At 56.7% G+C, this 17,804-nt stretch carries 16 protein-coding genes; 8 read left to right on the plus strand and 8 right to left on the minus strand.

Annotated elements, in window-relative coordinates; genetic code table 11:
• Window positions 1-37 precede the first annotated feature (37 nt).
• Entirely contained in the window at window positions 38-874 is an 837-nt protein-coding gene (locus ACP15S_RS13050; RefSeq protein ID WP_425040076.1) for a ParB/RepB/Spo0J family partition protein, read from the plus strand.
• Here ACP15S_RS13050 and hemW read toward each other — a convergent pair.
• From hemW to rph, 3 genes are read right to left on the minus strand one after another with little or no spacing between them, the layout of a single operon-like run.
• Entirely contained in the window at window positions 871-2,025 is a 1,155-nt protein-coding gene (hemW, locus tag ACP15S_RS13055) for a radical SAM family heme chaperone HemW (RefSeq protein ID WP_425040900.1), read from the minus strand. The two genes, ACP15S_RS13050 and hemW, sit on opposite strands and share 4 nt — an antisense overlap.
• Entirely contained in the window at window positions 2,018-2,629 is a 612-nt protein-coding gene (gene rdgB / locus ACP15S_RS13060) for an RdgB/HAM1 family non-canonical purine NTP pyrophosphatase (RefSeq protein ID WP_425040077.1), read from the minus strand. Before rdgB ends, hemW begins: the two co-directional genes overlap by 8 nt.
• Window positions 2,626-3,339, minus strand: a complete 714-nt coding sequence (rph, locus tag ACP15S_RS13065) for a ribonuclease PH (protein ID WP_425040078.1) — start codon at window positions 3,337-3,339, stop codon at window positions 2,626-2,628. Before rph ends, rdgB begins: the two co-directional genes overlap by 4 nt.
• A gap of 81 nt (window positions 3,340-3,420) precedes the next feature.
• Here rph and hrcA point away from each other — a divergent pair, with 81 nt between their 5' ends.
• The gene (hrcA, locus tag ACP15S_RS13070) at window positions 3,421-4,503 is read left to right on the plus strand and encodes a heat-inducible transcriptional repressor HrcA (RefSeq protein WP_425040079.1); all 1,083 of its coding nucleotides are present in this window, start codon (window positions 3,421-3,423) and stop codon (window positions 4,501-4,503) included.
• A gap of 9 nt (window positions 4,504-4,512) precedes the next feature.
• Window positions 4,513-5,073: a nucleotide exchange factor GrpE gene (locus ACP15S_RS13075; RefSeq protein WP_425040080.1), complete on the plus strand. Its 561-nt coding sequence runs from the start codon at window positions 4,513-4,515 to the stop codon at window positions 5,071-5,073.
• 15 nt (window positions 5,074-5,088) lie between these two features.
• Here ACP15S_RS13075 and mutS read toward each other — a convergent pair whose 3' ends face one another.
• A complete protein-coding gene (gene mutS, locus ACP15S_RS13080; protein ID WP_425040081.1) occupies window positions 5,089-7,719 on the minus strand; it encodes a DNA mismatch repair protein MutS in 2,631 nt (876 codons plus the stop codon).
• Window positions 7,720-7,856: 137 nt separating this feature from the next.
• On the opposite strand from mutS, the gene ACP15S_RS13085 reads away from it, so the two are divergent.
• Complete coding sequence (locus ACP15S_RS13085) at window positions 7,857-10,112, plus strand: NADP-dependent malic enzyme (RefSeq protein WP_425040082.1); 2,256 nt, start codon at window positions 7,857-7,859, stop codon at window positions 10,110-10,112.
• A gap of 17 nt (window positions 10,113-10,129) precedes the next feature.
• Window positions 10,130-10,999 carry a ribokinase gene (locus tag ACP15S_RS13090; RefSeq protein ID WP_425040083.1) on the plus strand — a complete coding sequence of 290 codons (870 nt, stop codon included), beginning with the start codon at window positions 10,130-10,132 and terminating at the stop codon, window positions 10,997-10,999.
• Between the two features lies 1 nt (window position 11,000).
• Here ACP15S_RS13090 and msrA read toward each other — a convergent pair whose 3' ends face one another.
• Window positions 11,001-11,663 carry a peptide-methionine (S)-S-oxide reductase MsrA gene (msrA, locus tag ACP15S_RS13095; RefSeq protein ID WP_425040084.1) on the minus strand — a complete coding sequence of 221 codons (663 nt, stop codon included), beginning with the start codon at window positions 11,661-11,663 and terminating at the stop codon, window positions 11,001-11,003.
• Window positions 11,664-11,767: 104 nt separating this feature from the next.
• On the opposite strand from msrA, the gene ACP15S_RS13100 reads away from it, so the two are divergent.
• Window positions 11,768-12,493: an HAD family hydrolase gene (locus ACP15S_RS13100; RefSeq protein WP_425040085.1), complete on the plus strand. Its 726-nt coding sequence runs from the start codon at window positions 11,768-11,770 to the stop codon at window positions 12,491-12,493.
• Here ACP15S_RS13100 and ACP15S_RS13105 read toward each other — a convergent pair.
• The 3 genes from ACP15S_RS13105 to ACP15S_RS13115 form a co-directional block, all read right to left on the minus strand.
• Entirely contained in the window at window positions 12,483-13,709 is a 1,227-nt protein-coding gene (locus tag ACP15S_RS13105) for an argininosuccinate synthase (RefSeq protein WP_425040086.1), read from the minus strand. The two genes, ACP15S_RS13100 and ACP15S_RS13105, sit on opposite strands and share 11 nt — an antisense overlap.
• Before the next feature lie 139 nt (window positions 13,710-13,848).
• Window positions 13,849-14,955, minus strand: a complete 1,107-nt coding sequence (locus ACP15S_RS13110; protein WP_425040087.1) for a Gfo/Idh/MocA family protein — start codon at window positions 14,953-14,955, stop codon at window positions 13,849-13,851.
• A gap of 12 nt (window positions 14,956-14,967) precedes the next feature.
• Window positions 14,968-15,654, minus strand: coding sequence for a GntR family transcriptional regulator (locus ACP15S_RS13115; RefSeq protein WP_425040088.1), 687 nt, complete (start codon window positions 15,652-15,654; stop codon window positions 14,968-14,970).
• Window positions 15,655-15,730: 76 nt separating this feature from the next.
• Between ACP15S_RS13115 and ACP15S_RS13120 the strand changes: the two genes are divergently transcribed.
• Together ACP15S_RS13120 and ACP15S_RS13125 are read left to right on the plus strand one after the other, a co-directional pair.
• Window positions 15,731-16,888, plus strand: a complete 1,158-nt coding sequence (locus tag ACP15S_RS13120; protein WP_425040089.1) for an LLM class flavin-dependent oxidoreductase — start codon at window positions 15,731-15,733, stop codon at window positions 16,886-16,888.
• Window positions 16,888-17,781, plus strand: coding sequence for an aldo/keto reductase (locus ACP15S_RS13125; protein ID WP_425040090.1), 894 nt, complete (start codon window positions 16,888-16,890; stop codon window positions 17,779-17,781). The genes ACP15S_RS13120 and ACP15S_RS13125 overlap by 1 nt, the downstream gene beginning before the upstream one ends.
• Window positions 17,782-17,804 lie beyond the last annotated feature (23 nt).

The following is a 17,804-nucleotide window of genomic DNA, read 5'->3' on the forward strand; positions in this document are numbered from 1 at the left end:
CAAACGCCGTGGATTGGGCCGCGGATTGTCTGCCCTGATGGCAGACGTTGAAACAACAAGTCCCGAAGCCGGTTCCAATCTGTCCGCTGATCGAAGCCTTCCAATAGAGAAAATTCACCCGAATGCAGATCAGCCGCGTCGGGCATTTGACGAAGCGGCGCTTGAAGATCTGACGGCGTCTATTTCGCAAAAAGGTGTGTTGCAGCCTCTGATCGTCCGCCCACATCCTTCGAAGACAGGAGAGTATCAGATAGTTGCTGGAGAGCGGCGATGGCGTGCGGCACAACGCGCTAATTTGCATGAGCTCCCGGTATTGGTGCGAGAATTTACAGATACAGAGGTCATGGAAGTTGCCATAATTGAAAATGTCCAACGCGCAGACCTCAATCCCGTTGAGGAGGCTGCCGGCTACAAAATGTTGATGGAGACCTTTGGTCATACACAAGATCAGGTAGCTAAAGCTCTGGGAAAAAGCCGTAGTCATATTGCAAATCTTCTGCGGTTACTCACGCTGCCTGACGCGCTTCAAGCCTTTGTTCGAGATGGCTCATTGTCCATGGGACATGCGCGCGCTTTGTTGACGGCAGAAGATCCCCATGGGCTGGCCTCACAGGTCATCAAGAAAGGCCTGTCGGTGAGGGAAACCGAGCGGCTAGCAAAAGGCGTCGAGACCAAAACTACTACAGGATCGAAGACAAAAGCCCCCGCCAAAGATGCCGACACGCGTGCCTTGGAGGGTGATTTGAGCGCTCACTTGGGTATGGCAGTTTCGATCAATCACAAACCGGGCGGAGAAGGTGGTACAATCACGTTAAGTTATCGTGACCTTGACCAATTGGACAGTCTCTGCCGGTTGCTCAGCGGAGACACTTAGTCTCGCAAGAGTTCGACAAGAACGGCATTCAGGAGAGGTCGCCCTTTTGGCGTCACTTTGATCCACGAGTCGCCATGTTCAAGAAGCCCGTCCGCGGCGAGACTTTTGATCCTTTGATTGTTGATTTTAAGTCCGGTCTCTTGTTCAAGGCGGTCCAAGTACAGAGGTTCTGACAGGCGCAAACCCATCAGCACCATCTCCAACCCCCAGTCATCAGGCGCAATGACTGCTGTGGTCGTGGCTCTACCTGAGTTCGACAATCTCAGCCAATTTTGCGGTGAAAGCTCTGTGGCGGTCTCAAAGCGTTGACCATTATTCGTATAGCGACCGTGAGCGCCCGGCCCTATCCCAAGAAAGTCGCCGGAGTTCCAGTAGATCAGGTTGTGGCGGGATTCAGCGCCCTTTTTAGCATGATTAGAGACTTCATACGCAGGTAGCCCCGCCTGTTCGCAGAGGTCTTGGGTTATGAAGTACATGTCGCTACTTTGAGCATCCGTCGGCAACCCGCCCAGCTTTCCGGCAGCGAAACGATCGCCAAACGCCGTGCCCTTCTCAATCGTCAATTGATATAGTGACAAATGATCAGGTTCTCTGCTGAGTGCTTGTGTCAGCTCTTTGGCCCAATCCTCTTCCGTCTGATCTTGCCTGGCGTAAATCAGATCGAAGCTGACCCGTTGGAACGTGCTTTGCGCAATATCGAGCGCTTGCATGGCATCTTCTAAAGAGTGGAGACGGCCAAGTCGTTTCAAGTCGTAGTCGTTCAGCGCCTGCACCCCGAGAGACACACGATTGATCCCAGCAGATCTGAAATCAGAAAATTTCGCGGCTTCGACTGAACTGGGGTTGGCTTCTAGCGTGATCTCGATGTTGTTGGTGAAAGTGTAATGCGAAGAAAGCCGATCCAGAACAGTTTCAATCGTGCGGGGTTCCATCAAAGACGGCGTGCCCCCGCCGAAGAACACCGAGGTCAGGACGCGGTCTGGTAGACGGGACGCAATGAGATCAATCTCGGCACTATACGCATCGCGCCAAGCAGTATGATCGATGAACCGCGTGACATGGCTGTTGAAATCACAATAGGGACACTTGGCCTCGCAATAGGGCCAATGGATATAGGCACCAAAGCCGCCGGTTTGCCAAGGTTCAGGCAAAACAATCATTCACGAGTTTTCGGAATGCGTCGGCGCGGTGACTGATCTTGTTCTTTTCCCACCGATCCATTTCACCGAAGGTAACATCGTACCCCTCCGGCATGAAAATAGGATCATAGCCATGCCCTTGATCGCCCCGCATCGGCCAAACCAGTTGCCCGGGCATAACGCCTTCAAAGACTTCGTCATGTCCATCAGGCCAGGCTAGAACAAGTGTGCAGCGAAATTGCGCAAGCCGTGGCTCGGGCGCGTTTACTTCTTCGAGCATATTATGCGTTTTGGTCATGGCCATCACGAAGTCACGACCAGTCTCTGTTTCCGCCCAATCTGCTGTGTAAACGCCGGGGGCCCCATCGAGCGCATCGATTGTAATACCGCTGTCGTCTGACATAGCCGGAAGTCCGGTGGCTTTGGCTGCGGCATGCGCCTTGATGCGCGCATTGCCGACAAAGGTCGTCTCGGTTTCGTCAGGCTCCGGCAGGTTCTTGTCCTTAGCGGATATGCAGGACACACCAAAAGGCTGGAGGAGCGCGGCGATTTCTTCCAGTTTGCCCTGATTATGCGTCGCGATCAGGAGTGTTGGGTCGGTGAACCGTCTGGTCATGCGACAGCTGCGTTTTGAGCGTCCATAAGTTCCGAGACGCCTTTGTCCGCCAGATCGAGCAATTCGATCATCTGCGCCCGGCTGAACGCCGCGCCTTCGGCTGACATCTGGACTTCGACCAGGCGTTGATCGCCCAGCAAGATGAAGTTGCCATCAACCCCGGCCTCGCTGTCTTCGGGATAGTCCAGATCAAGAACAGGCTGACCCGCGTAGATGCCGCAGCTCACGGCGGCAACGTTGGTGATGATCGGATCAGACACGCAATCGCCCGTTTTCAGAAGTTTGTTCACCGCGAGACGTAGGGCGACCCAACCGCCGGTAATCGAGGCGCAGCGCGTGCCTCCGTCGGCTTGAATAACGTCGCAATCCACTGTGATTTGACGTTCGCCCAATGCAGAACGATCCACGCCAGCGCGCAGGCTTCGGCCAATCAAGCGTTGGATTTCGACAGTGCGGCCACCTTGCTTGCCCGCACTGGCTTCGCGGCGCATGCGAGACGTTGTCGAGCGGGGCAACATACCATATTCAGCCGTGACCCAACCAAGGCCACTGCCCTTGATGAACGGGGGCACACGGTCCTCGATGGTTGCGGTGCATAGAACATGGGTGTCACCCATTCGGATCATGCATGAGCCTTCTGCGTGTTTCGTGATACCAGTTTCGATTGAAACAGCGCGCATTTCGTTTAGGTTTCGTCCGGATGGTCGCATGATATGTCCTTTGGGGCTGATGGTTCTGAATAGGCATTGGTGCGTCCAGATGGCAAGCCCAGGACCCGCGAAATGAACAGCATGAATAAAGGAACCCAGGACCCCAATTCGCCACAGCTCTTGCAAGAGCTGAATGACCGCTCGCGCGAGGTCTTTCGTCAGGTTGTAGAAAGCTATTTGTCCAATGGGGAGCCGGTTGGCTCGCGGACGCTGACGCGAACGCTGTCTGAAAAGGTCAGTGCGGCGACGATCCGCAATGTCATGCAAGATCTCGAGTTTCTGGGTCTTCTCGATTCACCGCATGTGAGCGCGGGTCGAATTCCGACGCAAACGGGCCTGCGCATGTTTGTCGATTCCCTTCTCGAAATTGAAGATCTCGATGTCGAAGACCGTCAGGCAATTGACGCCACCCGGGGCAATAACGCTGCGGATGTTTCAGATATCTTTGACAGGGTTGGCAGCGCCCTGTCGACCGTTACCCAAGGGGCCTCACTCGTTCTGACGCCCAAGCGGGAAGCACCCATCAAACATATCGAATTCGTCGCTCTGGCGCCTGAGCGCGCCCTGGTCGTTCTGGTGTTTGCCGATGGTCACGTGGAAAACCGGGTGTTTTCGCCGCCACCGGGACAGACACCCAGCGCCATGCGCGAGGCAGCAAATTTCCTCAATTCCATGATTGAGGGGCGCACCGTCTCTGAGTTGCAGCGATTGATGACAACGGAAATCTCCAAGCGTCGACAAGAGATCAACACCTTGGCGCATGACCTTGTCGAGAGGGGCATCGCGGTATGGGCGGATGAAGAAGATGGTGCGGAGCGTTTGATTGTACGCGGCCGTGCCAACCTTCTGGACGCCCCTGCTGAGGGCGCTGAATTGGAGCGGATCCGCGTCCTGTTTGATGATCTCGAACGCAAGCGCGACATCGCTGAGTTTCTTGATCTGACGGAAACCGGCGACGGTGTGCGCATTTTTATCGGTTCCGAGAACAAACTTTTCTCACTTTCGGGTTCCTCTTTGGTCGTGTCTCCTTATATGAACGCTGATCGAAAGATTGTGGGCGCAGTCGGCGTTATTGGTCCGACGCGTTTGAATTACGGAAGGATCGTGCCGATTGTAGATTACACGGCACAGCTGGTTGGGAAGCTCCTTTCTGATCGGACATAGAGGATGACCATGGCGGAACCCAAAGAAGAGCCGTTTCTGGATGATATCGATGACGCTGATGCCGAAGAGCACGACGTCTTGAATGAAGATCACTCGGATGAAGAGGTTGAGCTCGATGCCTTGCGGGCCGAGCGCGATTCGTTGAAAGACAAATGGATGCGTGCGCTGGCGGATGCCGAGAACGCACGTAAACGCTCGGACAAAGATCGGCGCGAAGCGGAGCGCTATGGCAGCACACGTTTGGCGCGGGATCTGCTCCCGGTGTATGACAACTTGCACCGCGCTTTGGCGGCAGCGGAAGACGGCGAAGATAAGCCCTCTGAAGCGCTTCTGGAGGGTGTGAACCTTACGCTCCGCGAACTCATGAATATCTTTGAAAAACATGGCGTTAGCATCATCATACCGGAAGTTGGTGATAGGTTTGATCCCGAAGAACATGAGGCCATGTTCGAAGCGCCTGTGCCCGGCACAAAAAAAGGCGAGATCATTCAGGTGTCAGCGCATGGATTTATGTTGTTTGACCGGTTGCTGAGGCCCGCCCAAGTTGGCGTTTCGTCCAATCCGGGCTAACGACGAGGCGGGGGATCACCCCGCCTTTTCTTTGAGCTCATAGATCAGCTGCAAGGCTTCTCGCGGCGTAAGTTCATCTGGGACGATATCCTTGAGCCGTTGCTCAACTTCCGATTCCTTGACGGGAGCAGCAACTGGTGCGGGCGCGGCGGAAAAGAGCGGCAAGTCATCTATGAAGGCTTTGGGCCCCTGCCCTTCCCGATCATCTCTTTCCAGTGAATCCAATACGATCCGTGCGCGTTCAATCACCGCGTGAGGCAAACCCGCCAGTTTGGCGACCTGCACACCGTAAGATCTATCTGCCACGCCTTGATGGACTTCGTGCAGGAAGATCACATCCCCTTCCCACTCTCGGACTGCGACAGTCGCATTTTCAACACCGTTCATGCGATCCGCCAGAGAGGTCATCTCGTGGTAGTGTGTCGCGAACAATGCGCGGCATTTGTTGACATCGTGCAGATGCTCCAGCGTTGCCCAAGCGATGGACAGTCCGTCATAGGTTGCCGTTCCGCGACCGATCTCATCGAGGATGACCAGCGCGCGATCATCGGCTTGGTTCAGGATCGCAGCCGTCTCCACCATTTCGACCATGAAGGTTGAGCGCCCCCGCGCCAGATCATCGGATGCGCCGACACGACTAAAGACCTGACTGACGAGCCCGATATGCGCCTGCGTCGCGGGAACGAACGAGCCCATCTGCGCGAGAATGGCGATCAGAGCGTTTTGTCGAAGATAAGTCGATTTACCAGCCATGTTGGGGCCGGTGAGAAGGCAAAGCCGCGCGGCGTTGTCCTCAGCGCTTAGCTCACAAGTGTTGGCGATAAACGGCGCCTGGCTGGCCCGCAGCGATGCTTCAACAACGGGATGTCTGCCTTCCACGATCGAAAAAGCGCGGGAAGGATCGACTTGGGGCTGCGTCCAGTTTTCTTCGCGCGCGAGGATTGCGAGAGCGGATACGACATCAAGCTCCGCAAGACCGCGCGCCAGAATCCCCAAAAGATCCTTTTGGGCAAGAACAGTCTCTTTTATCCGCTCAAAATGCGCTTTCTCCAGTTCGATCGCTTGTGACCCGGCGTTATGAATGCGGGTCTCCAGCGACGACAGCTCCACCGTCGTGAAACGTACTTGGTTGGCTGTGGTTTGGCGGTGAATGAACGTTTCGGACAGAGGCGCTGACAGCATCTTGTCGGCATGGGTTGCGGTGGTTTCGATAAAGTAGCCCAGCACATTGTTGTGCTTGATCTTGAGCGACGAGATCCCCGTCTGACTGGCGTAGTCTGTTTGCATCTGTGCGATAACCGAGCGGCCTTCATCCCGAAGCCTGCGCGCGTCGTCCAGAGTGTCGTCAAACCCACTGGCAATGAAGCCGCCATCACGCGCGAGCAGTGGGGGCTCGGCTACGAGGGCTTCGTCCAGAAGGTCAAGAAGCGCATCGTGGCCTGTCAGCGCATCCGCCGCCTTGGCAATGTCATCCGGAAGCGCATGCGAGGTGCACAGCTCCGCAATGCGCAGCGCCTGGGTTAGCCCGGCTCGGATGGCTGTGAGATCACGCGGTCCGCCACGATCCAGCGCGATGCGCGACAAGGCGCGATCCACATCGGGAACGCTGCGCAAAGACTGCCGCAGATTGTCCGTAAAATCGGCCTGTTCCAAACAAAAGGAAATCGCATCGAGGCGCGCGCGGATGGTATCGAGCTTCCGAGACGGGCTGGACAGCCTCCGTTCCAAAAGCCGTGCTCCGGCGGAGGTAACCGTTCGGTCGATGACAGACAGGAGAGATCCGGATCGATGCCCGGACAGCGTTTGGGTCAGTTCAAGATTTTGCCGGGTTGCGGCGTCAATCTGCATGATTTGCTCAGGTTCTTCCCGCGCTGGACGCCGCAGAAGAGGCAGCTTTCCCTTCTGTGTCAGTCGCAGGTATTCCACGATACCGCCCATGGCCGCGATTTCAGGCCGCGAAAAGGTTCCAAAAGCTGCCAGATCTTTGACACCGAAAACCTCTGAGATCCTTTTCTCAGCAGCTGTGCTGTCAAACGTCGCGCGGCTGAGCGGGGTTATCGAGGCGCCGGATTCAGTCACTATTTCTGCCAAACGCGCCTCCAATGCTTCAGAGACGATCACTTCAGAGGGTGCGAGCCGTGCCAATTCGGGTCCCAGCCGCGTGGGAGGAAGCGCCATGACCTGAAAGACACCTGTCGACATGTCGATCCATGAAATCGCAGCGGCGTCCCGGACTTCGGCATATGCCGCGAGAAAGTTGTGGCGTCGCGCCTCAAGCAGCGTTTCTTCGGTCAAGGTTCCCGGAGTCACGAGCCGCACAACACCGCGCTTGACGACAGATTTTGAGCCGCGCTTTTTGGCCTCGGCCGGGCTTTCGAGTTGCTCGCAGACTGCGACGCGGAATCCTTTGCGGATCAATGTGAGAAGATAGCTTTCTGCCGCATGTACTGGCACGCCGCACATGGGGATGTCTTCGCCCGCGTGCTTGCCGCGTTTGGTCAAGGCAATATCGAGAGCTGCGGCAGCTTCCTTCGCATCATCGAAGAAGAGCTCGTAGAAGTCTCCCATCCGATAGAACAAGAGCGCGTCGGGGTGGTCGTCCTTGATCTCAAGAAACTGCGCCATCATTGGCGTCACATTGCTCATGGCTCATCCCCCGAATGCCAATGCGTTTGTTCCGCACAACATAGTCAGACCCAGGCTAAGCCGAAAGTCGAAAGCCATGCGCTTGGCATGACAGGGGCAGGGCACTATGAGAGGAGGAACACTGATCGGGGATCGTCATGAGCAATACCAAATACACGCGCGAGGAAGCGCTCACCTTCCATCTCGAGCCTACGCCGGGAAAATGGGAGGTCAACGCAACGGTTCCCATGACAACGCAGCGTGATTTGTCTTTGGCGTATTCGCCGGGGGTTGCCGTGCCGTGTGAAGATATCGCGGCGCAGCCTGAAACGGCCTACGATTACACAAACAAAGGCAATCTTGTTGCCGTCATTTCCAACGGCACCGCCGTTTTGGGCCTTGGAAACCTCGGTGCGCTGGGCTCCAAGCCGGTCATGGAAGGCAAGGCGGTTTTGTTCAAACGTTTTGCAGATGTGAACTCCATCGACATCGAATTGGACACCGAGGATCCCGATGAATTCTGCAAGGCCGTACGTCTCATGGGTCCGACCTTTGGCGGCATCAACCTGGAAGATATCAAGGCGCCAGAGTGTTTCATCATTGAACAGCGTCTCAAGGAAGAAATGGACATCCCCGTCTTCCATGATGACCAGCATGGCACAGCGGTCATTTGTGCGGCGGGGCTGATCAATGCGCTGCATCTATCGGGCAAGAAGATCGAAGATGTGAAGATCGTGCTCAATGGGGCAGGGGCCGCTGGGATTGCTTGTATCGAGCTTCTGAAATCCATGGGCGCCAAGCATCAGCATTGCATTGTTTGTGATACAAAAGGCGTGATTTATCAGGGGCGCACCGAAGGGATGAACCAGTGGAAATCTGGTCATGCCGTCAAAACGGAGATGCGTTCGCTGGAAGACGCGATGGTGGGTGCGGATGTCTTTCTGGGTGTGTCCGCCAAGGGAGCAGTGACGCCTGAGATGGTGGCTTCCATGGCGGATGATCCTGTCATTTTTGCCATGGCCAACCCCGATCCGGAGATCACACCGGAAGAGGCGCAGGCCGTGCGGGCAGATGCCATCGTGGCAACCGGGCGGTCTGATTATCCCAATCAGGTCAACAACGTCCTGGGGTTCCCGTATCTCTTCCGCGGCGCGTTGGACATTCACGCGCGCGCCATTAACGATGAAATGAAAATCGCATGCGCCCGCGCGCTTGCGGAATTGGCGCGCGAAGATGTGCCTGATGAGGTCGCCATGGCCTACGGGAAAAACCTGACCTTCGGACGGGACTACATCATTCCGACGCCTTTTGACCCGCGCCTTATTCACCGCATTCCCCCTGCCGTGGCGAAAGCCGGAATGGACACTGGTGTTGCGCGGCGTCCGATCATTGACATGGAGGCCTATGAAGCCTCCCTCCGGTCGCGGATGGATCCGACCGCATCGATCTTGCGAGGCATCAATGCCCGCGCGCGTGCTGCTCAGGCGCGCATGATTTTTGCCGAAGGTGATGATCCCCGCGTGTTACGCGCTGCGGTCATGTACCAGCGTTCGGGCTTTGGGAAAGCGCTTGTTGTTGGACGCGAAAGCGATGTGCGTGAGAAATTGACGGCATCGGGGCTTGAGGATGCGGCGCGCGAGCTTGAAGTCGTTAACGCCGCCAATACACTCCATCTCGATCAGTATAAGTCTTTTCTGTTCAATCGCTTGCAGCGGCAGGGGTTTGATCACACTGATATTCACCGCCTCGCTGCGCGCGATCGGCATGTCTTTGGCGCACTTATGCTGGCCCACGGGCACGGCGATGGTTTGATCACGGGCGCAACGCGTAAATCGGCACATGTTCTGAAGTTGATCAATCACGTGTTCGATGCCGACGCCGAGCATGGCGCATGTGGTATCACCGCGGTTCTGCACAACGGGCGGATCGTATTGATTGCCGATACGCTTGTTCATGAATGGCCCAATGATGAAGACCTTGCCGATATCGCGGAGCGTGGCGCTGATGTTGCGCGTTTGCTGGGGTTGGAGCCGCGTGTGGCGTTCTTGAGCTTTTCGACCTTTGGTTATCCGGTGTCCGAACGGGCTACGAAGATGGCTGCTGCGCCGAAGGTGCTTGATGCGCGCGGCGTGGATTTCGAATACGAGGGCGAGATGACCGTTGACGTCGCGCTCAACACAACTGCGCAGGCCTCTTATCCCTTTTCGCGACTCACGGGTCCGGCAAATGTTCTTGTTGTGCCTGCGCGCCATTCGGCGTCGATCTCCGTTAAGTTGATGCAGGAAATGGCAGGCGCCACAGTGATCGGCCCGATCCTTGCGGGCGTCGATAAGTCCATCCAGATTTGTTCTGGCGTCTCGACCGCCAATGATATTTTGAACATGGCGGTTTTGGCGGCCTGCAAGGTCAAATAGGGTATGGCGGAGCCGATATGACGATCTTCAACATCGGGTCGATCAATATCGACAAGACATACCAAGTGCCACATTTGCCATCGGAGGGAGAAACCCTCGCGGCGCATGATCTGACGCTAGGTCTTGGCGGCAAAGGCACAAACATGTCCGTGGCCGCGAGCCGTGCTGCTGCTCATGTGGTTCATATCGGTGCGATTGGGCCGGAGGGTCGTTGGACGGTGGATCGCATGACAGAATATGGAGTCGATACGCGGCACATTTGCCAGGTGGATGCCGAGACGGGCCATGCGATTATTGCTGTGGATACTCAGGGCGAAAACCTGATCCTGCTGTGGCCCGGCGCCAATCATTGTATCAGCGAAGCGCAATGTATCGCTGCCTTGGCGGAGAGTGTCCCGGGGGATGTGTTTCTGACGCAAAACGAGACCAACGCCCAGACGGATGCAGCGCGCATTGCACGCTCACGGGGTATGAAAGTTCTCTACGCCGCCGCTCCGTTCTCGGCTGAGGCCGTGCAAGCCATCTTGCCTCTGACGGATTTGCTTGTCCTGAACGAGGTTGAAGCAGAGCAGCTTGAACACTCGCTCGGAACCCCTCTGACAGAGCTTGGTTTGAACGATGTTGTTGTCACACTTGGCGCGGACGGGTGCAAACACATCAATGCGGCTGGTGACGCGGCGCATTTCCCAGCTTTCAAGACTGAGGTCCGCGACACAACCGGAGCAGGCGATACGTTTACGGGGTATCTGGCGGCAGGATTGGATCGTGGCCAACCAATGGCGCAGGCTATTCGCACGGCTCAAAAGGCCGCGGCCCTGATGGTCAGCCGCTTGGGCACGGCTGACGTTATTCCCGATCTCAAGGACGTGCAGGACGCGTCCTTCTAGCTCAGCCGCCGACAAACGGTGCGGCACTGCCCCAAAGCTCTTTGACCCGAGCATCACGACCGCAGGCTGTGCGGTAGCGTTTATAGGCCTTTGCTTTTGTCAAAGGTCCAAACCGTGTCAGGATGCGATCCTTCGACTTGTAGTAATCCTGATGATATTCATCGGCGGCGTAGAATGCGCTGGCTTGTTTGATCGGTGTGACGATCTTGCGGCCTAATGCAGCTTGTGCATTCGATTTCGCGGCTTTCGCGGCTTCATTTTGCGCTGAATTCGTGACGAAAATGGCTGTGCTGTAGCTTTTGCCCCGGTCACAGAACTGACCACCAGCATCCGTTGGGTCGATAGACCGGAAGAACATGTCATAGAGCTGTCGCGCGGACACCTGATTGGGGTTGAACGTGATCTTGACGGCTTCAAGATGCCCTGACCCACCCTTCGTGACTTGCTTGTACGTGGGGTTGGCGATCGAGCCGCCCGTAAACCCGCTGACTGCTTCTTTAACGCCGCGCACTTTTTCAAAGTCGGATTCGACACACCAGAAACATCCACCCGCAACGATGATGGTTTCTGTCGATTGCGCATGCGCTTCCTTGGCTTTGGCCACCATGCCCAAGGCGATGGTGAGGCCGAGAAGGAAGAGTTTGATATTTGTGAAACGTGCCATGAAACAGCCCTCCATGCCCACACCATTCCTCAGCCATTGCCAATCGTGCAACGGTTTGACATGTGATTTCACCAAGTAGTGAGAGCTTGTGAGGGGAGGCTTATATGCAGGAAACAAAACGGATCGCGATGTGGTCTGGCCCGCGGAATCTGTCCACCGCAATGATGTATGCCTTTGCCCAGCGCGGTGATTGCCAGGTTGTCGATGAACCTTTTTATGCGGCTTATCTGGCGGCAACGGGCATTGAACACCCTATGCAGGAAGAGGTTTTAGCCAGCCAACCCCAAGATGGCTTGGAGGTTGTGGCTGAACTATCAAAGCCCGCAGACCGGCCTCTTTTCTATCAGAAACACATGTGCCAGCATATGGTGCCTGGCATGCCGCGCGATTGGATGGCTGACGTCAAGAATGTGTTCCTGATCCGGCATCCGGCCCGTGTCATTGCGTCTTATGCGCAGAAAAGGGAAGCGCCAACCCTGGCGGATATCGGCTTTGATCTGCAAGACGCTCTCTACGATCATTGCCTTGCGCTGGGCCAATCTCCCGTTGTGATTGACAGCTATGATATCCTTCAAAATCCCGAAGGCATGCTTCGCACGTTATGCGATGCGCTGGAGATCGCGTTTGATCCGGCGATGTTGTCCTGGCCGGCCGGGGGGAATGCCGCAGATGGTGCTTGGGCGCCGGTGTGGTACGGCGCGGTGCATCGTTCAACCGGTTTTGCGGGCGCGGAAGGGCCATTGCCGGAGCTTGATACAGAAAAAGCAGCCATCGCACAGGCCGCTTTTCCACTGTATCAGAGACTGAAAGACGTAAGCCTTACCCTTTGACGCGACGATCCCGTGCGGCAAGGAGTTTGAGGCGCAGCGCGTTCAGCTGGATGAAGCCGGCCGCGTCTTTTTGATCGTAGGCACCAGCATCCTCTTCAAACGTCACATGCGCCTCAGAGTACAGCGAGTGATCCGACCAGCGCCCTACGCAAGTGGCGGCACCTTTGTAGAGCTTGAGGCGGACCGTGCCGGTCACGTGTTCCTGGCTCTTGTCGATGGCGGCTTGCAGCATTTCACGCTCGGGCGAATACCAGAAGCCGTTGTAGATCAGTTCCGCATAACGCGGCATCAGGCTGTCCTTGAGGTGGCCCGCGCCGCTATCGAGCGTGATCTGTTCGATGCCTCGATGGGCCTCCAGCAGAACAGTGCCGCCGGGGGTCTCGTAGATGCCGCGGGATTTCATGCCGACGAAGCGGTTTTCAACAAAATCGAGACGACCGATGCCATGTTTGCCGCCGAGCTCGTTGAGCTTGGTGAGGACCGTGGCGGGGGACATCGCTTCGCCATTGATCGAGACAGCATCACCGCGCTCAAAGCCGACTTCGATAAACTCGGGCGTGTCGGGCGCCTCTTCGGGAGAGACGGTGCGCTGATAGACATAATCCGGCGCCATCTCGGCGGGGTCCTCGAGGACCTTGCCTTCAGAAGAGGTGTGCAACAGGTTTGCATCAACCGAGAAGGGCGCCTCGCCGCGTTTGTCCTTGGCGATCGGGATCTGGTTCTTCTCGGCGAAATCGAGAAGCTTGGTCCGCGAAGACAGGTCCCATTCCCGCCATGGCGCGATGACCTTGATGTCGGGGTTGAGCGCATAGGCCGAAAGCTCGAAGCGCACCTGATCGTTGCCCTTGCCAGTCGCGCCGTGGGAGACGGCATCGGCGCCTGTCTCGGCCGCGATCTCGACAAGGCGCTTGGAGATGAGAGGCCGGGCGATGGACGTTCCCAGCAGGTAGAGACCCTCATAGAGCGCATTGGCACGGAACATCGGGAAGACGAAATCGCGGACGAATTCCTCGCGCACGTCTTCGATGAAGATGTTCTCGTCCTTGATGCCGAGCAGCTTGGCTTTCTCGCGCGCGGGCTCCAGCTCTTCGCCCTGGCCGAGATCAGCGGTGAAGGTCACAACTTCGCAGCCGTATTCGGTTTGCAGCCATTTCAGAATGATCGATGTATCGAGGCCGCCGGAATAGGCGAGCACAACTTTCTTGGGCGCAGACATCAAGGGTTCCTTTCGCGGCTCAGATCGCGTCGGGCGATAGCGGTTTTTGGGCGGCTTCACAAGGGAGCGAGCCGGCGTGTGGGGAATCAAGTCCGCAGGTCGCTGCGCCACTCCCGACTTGCAGATGACGTGGCCTCGGTTAGCCGAAGACGGGGCTGATTTCCTTGAGTTCGACCATCCGGTGTTCCTCTGCCGAGCGCTGGGCCGCCATGCCCATGGCAACCGCGCGCCAGCCATCGCGAAGCGTGACCTCGACATCGCCCTTGCCCTGCACAGCTTTCAGAAATCGCTCGTGCTGGTAGAAGGTCGAGCCGTGGTGATCCCCCGCAGCCAAAAGGGCCTCGTCCACTTCGATGGGAATCGTGCGCATTTGGCCGCGATCACGTGGCGAGATGACCACCTTGGACACCGGCTCCGGGCCCGCGTCCTGCGGCCAGAAGCGCCCTGGCCCGGGGATAAAACACTCAATCTTGCCCGCAGGTCCGACGGCTGAGATCACCTCCTGATATTCCGAGCCTTCCGCATACATGCAAAGCTCCAGCATAGCCCGCTGACCATGGGCAAAGTCCACAATGGCATAGCCGCTATCCCAGATGTCGGACCGGGCGCCGTCGTAGAATTCATCGAGATGGTTCACCATTTGACCAGATGTTGCCATGACGCGCATCGGCTCTGACCGGGTCACAAGTCGCATCAAATCAAAGAAATGACAGCATTTCTCCACCAACGTGCCGCCCGTGTAGGCGTTCATCCGGTTCCAATGGCCCACCTTCTGCAAGAACGGAAAACGATGCTCGCGGATCGTCAGCATTTTGACGCCACCGGTCGCCTCATCGGCCAATTCGAGAAACCTGGCCAGCGGCGGCATGTAGCGATATTCCATAGCGACCCAGATCGGCGCGGCGTAGTCTGTCACGAGTTTATGCAGGAAAGCTTCATCCGCAGGGTCTGTCGCGAGAGGTTTCTCGACAAGGATCGGCAAGGTGCGCAGGTCAGTGATTTGCTTGAGCTGTTCCACATGCAGGAAATTCGGAGAGGCGATCATCAGACAATCAACGTCATCGCCCATCACGAGCGAGATCAGCGTATCGGCAACGCGGGCCTCCGGTACAAGCGCACTGGCTTTGCTCAGCATCTCCGGGTTTGGCTCGTAAATCGCGCTCACGACGGCGCCGTCGAGCAGTGCAATATTGCGGATGTGTTCCTGTCCCATCATGCCGCAGCCGATGATGCCGTACCGTGTCATTGTCTTGATGTCCTATCTTGCCACGAAGCGGGCGCGTTGCGGGTCAAACCATGTGCGGGAGAACTCGGCAAGCGTGTCGTTCTCATCGCGTGAAAATCGTTCGATATAGCCCCATGAGGGATAAGACAGGTCCGCGAAGTAGGGCAGAGCCCACCCTGTGAGCGGGGCGGTTGTAACCCGATCTTCCACGCGTGTGATTCGAAAACCGAGACGGTTTGCATAGAATTGATACAGGCTGTCACTAACCTCTGATGCATTCACCTGTTGGGCGCGGGCGCCGCCCAGCCAGATCTCTTCGGCTGCGATCTGGATACCATCGAGGGATCGAATGCGCCGAAAGCGGAAGGCATAGGGCGCCTCATCGATGCGTGGGATGTCAGGCGATAGCATGAGCCGATCCACCGCGATCAACTCTGCCGTGGGCAGGCCGCCGCCAGACGCCAATTCGAGCCGAAACAAAGCGTAAATATTGCTGACGGCGGGATTGTTGCGCACGTAATTGCCCGATCCCTGTACGCGCTCCAGCATGCCTTTTACCGCAAGATCTTGCAGCGCTTTGCGCAAGGTCCCAACCGAGACTCCAAGCTCTTTCGCGAAGTCCCGCTCAGGGGGCAGGCGATCCCCTTCGAGGCGCACGCCAGCCTTGATCTCGCGGACAAGCATTTCGCTGATTTGCAGATGTCGGGGGAGGGCAGTCATTAAAATTGATACACCATTGATAAAATGATGCATAATTGCTACCCCTTTCCCAAGCCAGATGGCAAGGGAGAGTTGCATGTCCGTCGTTCCGGTCAGGTCAGAAAGCCTGGATGCGTCTGAAGTGTCGTGGTTCGCGCCGCTGTGTTCGGACGATTACCAGTATCTCGGACAACCCGATGGCGATCTGAGATCGTCCTTCGAGAACACTTCGGCCATCATTCGCAAAGCTGATCAATTGGGGTTCCGCAATATTTTGTGCCCTTCATCCTATCAGGTTGGGCAAGATACGCTGAGCTTTGTTGCGGCCAATGCGCCGCTGACCGAGCAGATCAATATGCTGGCTGCGGTGCGCTGTGGAGAAATGCAGCCCATCATGTTGGCCCGCACGATTGCGACGCTCGATCACATGCTCAAAGGTCGTTTGACGGTGAATATCATTTCCTCGGATTTTCCCGGTGAAACGGCATCGTCAGATTATCGCTATCAGCGCTCCCGCGAAGTCGTTGAAATTCTCAAACAGGCCTGGACGCAGGACGAAATCAACTTCGAGGGCGAAGTTTATAATTTCAAAGGCCTGACAACGGATCCGGTGCGCCCGTATCAGCAGAACGGTGGGCCTTTGCTCTATTTCGGAGGGTATTCGCCTGCCGCGCTCGAGCTGTGCGGTGAGCATTGTGATGTTTATCTGATGTGGCCCGAGAAGAAAGAAGAGCTGGCGGAGCGCATGAAAGCTGTGCACGCTGTGGCCGATCGCTATGGGCGGACCATCGATTACGGATTGCGTGTGCACATGATTGTACGCGAGACGGAAGCCGAGGCGCGCGAGTATGCGCGTGAGCTGGTCTCGCGGCTTGACGATGACAAAGGCCAAGCCATCCGCGAGCGCGCTCTCGATGCCAAATCGCTGGGCGTCGCGCATCAGGCAAAGAACCGTGACAACGCGGATGATGAAGGTTTCATCGAACCCCATCTCTGGACTGGTGTGGGGCGCGCGCGCTCGGGCTGCGGCGCGGCGCTGGTCGGGACGCCCGACCAGATTATGTCCGAGATCGAAGACTATCGAAAGATGGGTATCCGGGCGTTTATCTTCTCGGGATATCCGCATCTTCAGGAGTGTGAGTATTTCGGCAAACTCGTTTTGCCTGAATTGAAAACATGCTCACTGCCGCAGGAATACGGTCGGGTGCCGGCAGATGTGCCGGCCACGCCGCTTGGAAATGGAGTGCGTCGCTGATGGAGCGCGTTAAACTATGTGATACCCTCGAGATGAGCCGCCTTGTCTATGGCATGTGGCGCTTGGGAGATGTGGAAGATACGTCTCCCGCAACGGTTCAAGCCAAGGTCGAAGCTTGTCTGGAGCAAGGCATCACGACGATGGATCAGGCCGATATCTATGGCGATTATGGTGCGGAAGCGCTTTTCGGTGCTGCGCTCAAAGCCGCGCCTACGCTGCGCGAAAAGGTCGAGATCGTGACGAAGTGCGATATCGTCGCGCCGATTGGCACGTTCTCGGATGTGCCTGTCAAATATTATGACACGTCGCGCGCCCATATTCACAAGCAGGTGGATGCGTCGCTCACGCATATGAACATTGATCACATCGATCTTCTCCTGATCCACCGCCCGGATCCATTCATGGATCATCACGAGACGGGCGCTGCGCTCGACGAGTTAGTTGCCTCCGGGAAAGTGGCGCATATTGGTGTGTCGAATTTCCGGCCTTGGGATTGGTCGCTTTTGCAATCGGCGATGTCGACGCCGCTCATCACCAATCAGATCGAGATGAGCCTTTTGGCCAATGATGCGTTCACGAACGGCGATCTTGCGCATTTGCAACAACATGGGATTGCACCAATGGCGTGGTCTCCGCTTGCCGGTGGGGCCTTGTTTTCCTCCGCGCCGCCGAAATTGATGGCTATGCTCAAGGAAATGGCGGAGGCGCAATCTGTTGGCGTGGATGCTGTCGCGGTTGCCTGGCTGCTGGCGCACCCGGCCAAAATCATGCCTGTGATGGGAACGAATAACCTGTCCCGGATCAAAAATCTGTCCGACGCATGCAAGGTTGAGATGGACCGCATCAGCTGGTTTGCGCTTTATGAGGCGGCAAACGGGGTGGAAGTCCCATGAACACAATGGTGCAGAACCCAGAA

Source organism: Primorskyibacter sp. S187A (assembly GCF_049800955.1).
Taxonomy (GTDB): domain Bacteria; phylum Pseudomonadota; class Alphaproteobacteria; order Rhodobacterales; family Rhodobacteraceae; genus JAKVBH01.

What these genes read in the sequence shown, in the direction of transcription:
- ACP15S_RS13050 (WP_425040076.1), top strand. Translation starts at nt 38, where the DNA reads ATGGCAGACGTTGAAACAACAAGTCCCGAAGCCGGTTCCAATCTGTCC.
- rdgB (WP_425040077.1), bottom strand. Translation starts at nt 2,629, where the DNA reads ATGACCAGACGGTTCACCGACCCAACACTCCTGATCGCGACGCATAAT.
- rph (WP_425040078.1), bottom strand. Translation starts at nt 3,339, where the DNA reads ATGCGACCATCCGGACGAAACCTAAACGAAATGCGCGCTGTTTCAATC.
- hrcA (WP_425040079.1), top strand. Translation starts at nt 3,421, where the DNA reads ATGAATAAAGGAACCCAGGACCCCAATTCGCCACAGCTCTTGCAAGAG.
- ACP15S_RS13075 (WP_425040080.1), top strand. Translation starts at nt 4,513, where the DNA reads ATGGCGGAACCCAAAGAAGAGCCGTTTCTGGATGATATCGATGACGCT.
- mutS (WP_425040081.1), bottom strand. Translation starts at nt 7,719, where the DNA reads ATGAGCAATGTGACGCCAATGATGGCGCAGTTTCTTGAGATCAAGGAC.
- ACP15S_RS13085 (WP_425040082.1), top strand. Translation starts at nt 7,857, where the DNA reads ATGAGCAATACCAAATACACGCGCGAGGAAGCGCTCACCTTCCATCTC.
- ACP15S_RS13090 (WP_425040083.1), top strand. Translation starts at nt 10,130, where the DNA reads ATGACGATCTTCAACATCGGGTCGATCAATATCGACAAGACATACCAA.
- msrA (WP_425040084.1), bottom strand. Translation starts at nt 11,663, where the DNA reads ATGGCACGTTTCACAAATATCAAACTCTTCCTTCTCGGCCTCACCATC.
- ACP15S_RS13100 (WP_425040085.1), top strand. Translation starts at nt 11,768, where the DNA reads ATGCAGGAAACAAAACGGATCGCGATGTGGTCTGGCCCGCGGAATCTG.
- ACP15S_RS13105 (WP_425040086.1), bottom strand. Translation starts at nt 13,709, where the DNA reads ATGTCTGCGCCCAAGAAAGTTGTGCTCGCCTATTCCGGCGGCCTCGAT.
- ACP15S_RS13110 (WP_425040087.1), bottom strand. Translation starts at nt 14,955, where the DNA reads ATGACACGGTACGGCATCATCGGCTGCGGCATGATGGGACAGGAACAC.
- ACP15S_RS13115 (WP_425040088.1), bottom strand. Translation starts at nt 15,654, where the DNA reads ATGACTGCCCTCCCCCGACATCTGCAAATCAGCGAAATGCTTGTCCGC.
- ACP15S_RS13120 (WP_425040089.1), top strand. Translation starts at nt 15,731, where the DNA reads ATGTCCGTCGTTCCGGTCAGGTCAGAAAGCCTGGATGCGTCTGAAGTG.
- ACP15S_RS13125 (WP_425040090.1), top strand. Translation starts at nt 16,888, where the DNA reads ATGGAGCGCGTTAAACTATGTGATACCCTCGAGATGAGCCGCCTTGTC.